General features: G+C 56.6%; 3 protein-coding genes. 1 reads left to right on the top strand and 2 read right to left on the bottom strand.

Features of this window, described 5'->3' with window-relative positions:
• Positions 1-122: 122 nt before the first annotated feature.
• Positions 123-2,723, bottom strand: coding sequence for an ATP-dependent chaperone ClpB (clpB, locus tag GWA01_RS12885; protein WP_146798713.1), 2,601 nt, complete (start codon positions 2,721-2,723; stop codon positions 123-125).
• An 87-nt stretch (positions 2,724-2,810) separates the two neighbouring features.
• Positions 2,811-3,890, bottom strand: coding sequence for an aldo/keto reductase (locus GWA01_RS12880; RefSeq protein ID WP_146798747.1), 1,080 nt, complete (start codon positions 3,888-3,890; stop codon positions 2,811-2,813).
• 185 nt (positions 3,891-4,075) lie between these two features.
• On the opposite strand from GWA01_RS12880, the gene GWA01_RS12875 reads away from it, so the two are divergent.
• A complete protein-coding gene (locus tag GWA01_RS12875) occupies positions 4,076-6,289 on the top strand; it encodes a S9 family peptidase (protein WP_146798711.1) in 2,214 nt (737 codons plus the stop codon).
• The last annotated feature ends 17 nt before the right edge of the window (positions 6,290-6,306 follow it).

The raw sequence follows: 6,306 nt of genomic DNA, 5'->3' as shown, positions 1-6,306 counted from the left end.
TACATTCAAGGCCCGGATTTCTCTTATTTTTTAGACTTATCCCCGTTTTCCGTTGTTAAATCGATCCAGATAAAAATCAAAAAAATGCCGATTTCTCGGCACTTTTCTGGAATTGCTTCAGATTATCCCTCTGAAGCAGTGTGACCGTTGATAACCAGTCCTTTGTCATCCGCAGAAACGCTGATTGTCTCACCGTCATGAATGCTTCCGTCCAGCAATAGGCCTGCAAGAGGGTTCTGGAGACTGCGCTGAACCACGCGCTTCAACGGACGCGCACCATAGATCGGATCATACCCAGCTTCCGCCAGCCACTCCGTTGCCTTGTCATCCAGTGAAAGTGAGATCTTGCGATCGTCCAGCAGCTTACGCAGCCGTCCAAGCTGGATCTCTACAATCCGCCCCATATCTGCCCGCTGCAGACGGGAGAACAGGATGATTTCATCCAAACGGTTCAGGAACTCAGGCCGGAAGTGATTGCGCACAACAGACATAACCTGTGCCTGCACCAGTTCGACAGGTTCGCCATCTGGCTGATTCGCCAGAACATCAGACCCGAGATTACTGGTCAGCACGATAATCGTGTTGCGGAAATCAACCACACGCCCCTGGCCGTCCGTCAAGCGGCCGTCATCAAGTACCTGCAGAAGAATGTTGAAAATGTCCTCATGGGCCTTCTCAACTTCATCAAACAGGATGACCTGATAAGGACGACGACGCACGGCTTCAGTCAGTACGCCACCTTCGTCATAACCGACATATCCCGGAGGAGCACCGATCAGCCGCGACACAGCGTGCTTTTCCATGAACTCGCTCATGTCGATACGCAGAAGCGCGCGCTCATCATCAAACAGGAACTGAGCCAACGCCTTTGTCAGTTCGGTCTTGCCAACGCCCGTCGGTCCGAGGAACAGGAATGAGCCAATCGGACGATTAGGATCCTGCAGACCAGCCCGCGCACGACGAACAGCGTTCGATACTGCAACGAGGGCCTGCTCCTGCCCAACCACACGGTCTCGCAGCACCTCCTCCATCCGCATCAGCTTGGCGCGCTCACCTTCGAGCATCCGGTCCACGGGAACTCCCGTCCAGCGGGAAACGATCGCCGCGACCCCCTGATCCGTCACAGCATCTTCAAACAGACCATTTTTGGATGCCTCGGCCTCTTCTTCCTGAGCCTTGGAAATTTCTCCCTCAAGCCTTGGAATGACGCCATACATAAGTTCGGACGCGCGACCGAGATTGCCCTGCCTTTGTGCGACCTCAACATCTGAGCGCGCCGAATCAAGCTGTTCCTTCAGCTTCTGTATCGCGTTTACGCGGTCTTTCTCTGCGTGCCAGGACGCACCCAGCGCATCTGACTGCTCCTCCAGATCTACAAGCTCGGCTTCCAGCGCAACCAGTCGATCCCTGGAAGGGGTGTCGTCTTCCTTGCGAATTGCCTCACGCTCGATCTTGAGCTGAATGATGCGGCGATCCAGTTCGTCCAGAGCTTCGGGCTTGCTGTCGATCTGCATCCGCAGACGGCTGGCTGCTTCATCAATCAGATCGATGGCTTTATCTGGCAGGAAGCGATCCGTGATATAACGGTTGGAAAGGGTTGCAGCGGCCACAATTGCATTATCGGTAATGCGGATACCGTGATGCAGCTCGTATTTTTCCTTGATGCCGCGCAAGATCGAAATTGTGTCAGCCACCGATGGCTCGCCCACGAATACCGCTTGAAAACGGCGGGCAAGAGCCGCGTCCTTTTCGATATATTTACGATACTCATCGAGCGTGGTGGCACCAACGCAATGCAGGGTTCCGCGTGCCAGTTCCGGCTTGATGAGGTTGGAAGCATCCATCGCTCCGTCCGAACGCCCAGCGCCAACCAGCGTGTGCATTTCGTCAATGAACAGGATGATCTCGCCTTCTGCCGTCTCGATTTCCTTGAGAACGGCCTTCAAACGCTCTTCGAACTCGCCACGATATTTGGCACCGGCAACAAGTGCGCCGAGATCAAGGGAAAGAAGCTTCTTGTTGCGCAGCGCCTCCGGCACATCGCCATTTACAATACGCTGTGCAAGCCCCTCCACAATGGCAGTCTTGCCAACGCCCGGTTCACCGATCAGCACCGGATTATTCTTGCTGCGACGCGCAAGAACCTGGATCGTCCGACGAATTTCCTCATCGCGACCAATCACCGGATCAAGCTTGCCCGTCTGAGCAATGGCCGTCACGTCACGCGCATATTTTTTCAGCGCGTCGAAATTGTTCTCGGCAGACGCACTGGTGACTGTGCGTCCTTTCCGGATCTGCGCCACAGCACGTTCAAGAGCCGCAACACCTGCTTTGCCATCATTTAGCGCTTTGCCCGCAGCCGTATTGCTGCCAGCAATCGCGATGAGAAGCCGGTCCTGCGCAACATGACTGTCCCCCGCAGCCTTTGCAGATGCTTCTGCACCATCAAGCATGCGTACGAAATCTGGCGTTGCCTGCGGTTGCCCTGCACCACCGCCCTGCACTTTTGGCAGCTTGGCCAATGCCGCGTCATTTGCGACCTGAACAGCCTTTGGATCGCCACCCGCTGCGCGGATCAGACCGAAAGCAGCACCTTCCTCGTCATCCAGCAGCGCCTTGAGAAGATGCTCGGGCGTCAGTTGCTGGTGATAGTCCCGAAGCGCAATGGTCTGTGCGGCCTGAAGAAAGCCCTGACTGCGCTCGGTGAATTTCTGAATGTCCATACCTAGATCCTTTTATGCCCCGTTACGGCGACAATGATGTGCTCGGCCGCCCCCGAAGGCAGCGGCCTGTGCACAATATTTAGGCAATCATTTCTTCTGTTCAAGGGCATCCCGATGACGTTTTGCAGGCCCATGCAAAACAAGGTCCGCCGGAGAGAGACGCTCGAATGCCGAACGGTTCTGATGCCAATATGGATAAATGAGGTCCGGGGCGCTCGCCTCATCCAACCGTGCAACCTGATCTTTCGTCAGGCGCAGCGTCGCCGCAGAGAGATTGTCCAGAAGCTGACTTTCCTTGCGCGCGCCCAGCACCAGCGACGTGATGCCCGGTTTGTGCATCGTCCACGCAAGTGCGACGCGCGCAGCAGAGACATCATGCTCCTCAGCAACCTGTACGAGCACTTCAACCGTATCGTAGAGCTTCTCGATATTACGGACCTCTGGCTCACTCCATCCGGCAATCCGGCGGGAATCTTCAGGTGTGGCCTTTCCGCGACGATATTTCCCGGTCAGCAAACCACAGGCAAGCGGGCTCCAGACCTGCACCCCAAGCCCCTGGTCCACAGCCATAGGCAACAGCTCAAATTCCGCATCCCGCGCTTCCAGCGAATAATAGATCTGCTGGGACACCGGGGCGATGAGGCGATCGCGCTCTGCCGCAGAGAGCAATTTCATCACATGCCATGCCGAGAAATTTGAAATTCCCGCATACCGGATCTTACCCTGATCCCGGAGCGTCTGAAGCGCTTCCAACATTTCCTCGACAGGGCTTTGGCCATCCCATTCATGAAGATAGTAAAGATCAAGATGATCCCGGCCCAGTCGTCGCAGACTATCATCACAGGCATTGAGAATATGATGCCGTGAAAGTCCCTGCTCGTTAGGCCCCTTCCCCGTCGGGAACCGGACCTTGCTGGTCACAAGCAGTTCCCGGCTGCGGCCCTTCATGGCCTTTCCAAGAATTTCCTCTGCCTCTCCACCGGAATAAGCATCAGCCGTATCAAACATGTTGACACCATGCTCGACACAGATGTCGATCATCCGCGATGCCTGGGCGATATCCACGTCCCCGGTGGCGGCGAAACTGCCGCTTCCACCAAATGTCACTGATCCAAAATTGAGGGCTGAAATCTTGAGGCCGGAGCGGCCAAGCTGACGATACTGCATATTCATCAGGTTCCTCTGTTGAAGCGTACCGTCATACGAACTCCTCAAATCCCGAACGGTCCCAAAAAAGCTTGGCCACCTCTCGCAATCGTGAGGAAACCAAGATTCGTTCGACAGAGACTCTGTTCACTACCTCTCACCCGGTCCATGATCGAAATCAAAACAGCCTACAGACTGGAGACGCCATGTTGTCCCGCCGCCTCCGCAGAGCCGCGCTGCTCTGCGCCTGCGCAACACCGCTTGCCGTTACAGCCATATCCAATGCTCTCGCAGCAGACCCTGCCGCATGCATGATCGATCTGGCCAAAACCCGGAACGGCACTCTGGGCCTTCCAATCCGCGCACAGATGACACCGGACGGCCGCTCGGCCCTGTTCGTGCGCTCTGGCCCCAGCGACACGCGCCTGCACCTTTACCGCTACGATTTGGCCGATCATTCAACCCATGAACTCGCAGCCCCTGCGTCCGGCCCTGAAACCCTTTCCGTCGCCGAGAAAGCCCGGCGCGAGCGGGCCAGACAGTCCATGTCCGGTATCGCGGAATACCAACTCAGCGATGATGGGCAGACCGTTCTGGCGTCCGAAGGCGGACACCTCGAACGCGTGGACCTACAGACCGGCAAGGTCAGCCCGGTCTCCGGCGACTGGATCGCACCCCGCCTTTCCCCGAACGGAAAAATGCTCGCTGTCGTCAAAGACAACGATTTGTATTCCGTGGATCTCGCAACAAATCACGAAACACGCTTGACGACCGGTGGTACCGAAACCCTCACACACGGCTTGGCCGAGTTCGCCGCCGCCGAAGAGCTTGAGCGCGCAGATGGCGCCTGGTGGTCTCCCGACAACCAGCAGCTCCTGTTTGAAGAAGCCGACACCAGCGGTGTCGAAAAGCACTACATCACAAACCCACAATCGCCCCAGAGCGCACCAGTCGAGTTCCGCTATCCTCGCGCAGGCACAGAAAACGCAAAAACCCGCTTCGGGCTGGTATCAGCATCTGGCGGCCCCGTCCGCTGGATCTCATGGGATCATGACGCCTTTCCGTATCTGGGGCGCGTGGTCTGGCGTAAAAATGGTGGCCTGTTCGTCGTACTGCTCAACCGTGCACAGACCCAAGAGCAACTTCTCTCTGTGGACGCGGCAACAGGTGCTGCAAAACCAATTCTTTCCCAATCTGATGCTGCATGGATCGAACTGGACCCTCGCGCCGCTTCCGGTGGTCACGATCTCCCCGTAGCACTTGCAGATGGATCAGGTTTTCTATGGGCAGCCGATCGCGGCAAGAACTGGCAACTGGAACTTCATGCACCGGATGGCCGCCTCAAAACGGTCCTGACACCGCCAAACCTGCCTTACGTCGCGCTCAATGATTATGATGCCGCATCCGGCACCCTGACCGTCACCGTCCGTCAGAATCGCATCGACAACGAAGTGGTTCACATTTCACTAAAAGACGGCAGCATCAGCCCGATCGTGACGGAACACGGTATTCATAACGTTCACTTCACACCCGGCGCCCATGCCATGATGGTGGACAATTTCCTGAGTGCCAATGGTACACGCCAGGCACTCCTGCGAGACCGGGACGGGCACATACTCGGTACCCTGCCGAGCGTGGCCGAAACACCAAAAATCAAGATGCACGTCCAGTTCACCACAGCTGGCGCACGTGATCTGGATGCCGCGATCATTCGCCCGGAAGGATTTGTTGCCGGGCGCCACTATCCCGTCGCACTCTCCGTGTATGCCGGACCCGGCGTGAAGCTCGTGCATGACACTCCCAGCAGCTTCATCGACGATCAGTGCCTTGCCAACCAGGGATACATCGTCGTGACTCTGGATGGCCGAGGCACTCCGGGCCGCAACCATGATTTCGAACGCGCCATCAAGGGAAACCTGATTGACGCGCCTTTGCAGGATCAGGTTGATGGCCTTCAGGCGCTCGGCAAGCGATTCCCCGAACTCGATTTGAGTCGCACAGGTGTTTATGGCTGGTCATTCGGTGGATATTTCACAGCTATGGCCACCATCCGCCGACCAGATGTCTTCAAGGTGGGCGTAGCAGGCGCACCACCCGTCGACTTCGCCGATTATGACACAGCCTACACCGAACGGTATCTAGGCGTCCCGAAGACGGATGCCGAAGGCTACAGGAAAAGCAACGTGCTCACCTATGCCAGCAATCTTCAGCGTCCTCTGCTGCTGATGCACGGCATCACTGACGACAACGTCTATTTTGAAAATACGATGAAGCTGACACAGGAATTGCTGCACGACGGCAAACCCTATGACCTGCTTCTTCTTCCAGGAACGCACATGCTTCCAGACCCCGTCATCCGCGCCCGCGTCACTGAACGGCGCGTACAGTTTCTTGGAAACGTCCTGAAGCCTGGGAAATAGCCAGCCATCGGAGGCTC

Source organism: Gluconobacter wancherniae NBRC 103581, from assembly GCF_007988885.1.
Taxonomy (GTDB): Bacteria; Pseudomonadota; Alphaproteobacteria; order Acetobacterales; family Acetobacteraceae; genus Gluconobacter; species Gluconobacter wancherniae.
This window is presented reverse-complemented; position numbering and strand designations above follow the sequence as displayed.

Coding starts and splice junctions, on each gene's coding strand:
- clpB (WP_146798713.1), bottom strand. CDS start 2,723: ATGGACATTCAGAAATTCACCGAGCGCAGTCAGGGCTTTCTTCAGGCC.
- GWA01_RS12875 (WP_146798711.1), top strand. CDS start 4,076: ATGTTGTCCCGCCGCCTCCGCAGAGCCGCGCTGCTCTGCGCCTGCGCA.
- GWA01_RS12880 (WP_146798747.1), bottom strand. CDS start 3,890: ATGCAGTATCGTCAGCTTGGCCGCTCCGGCCTCAAGATTTCAGCCCTC.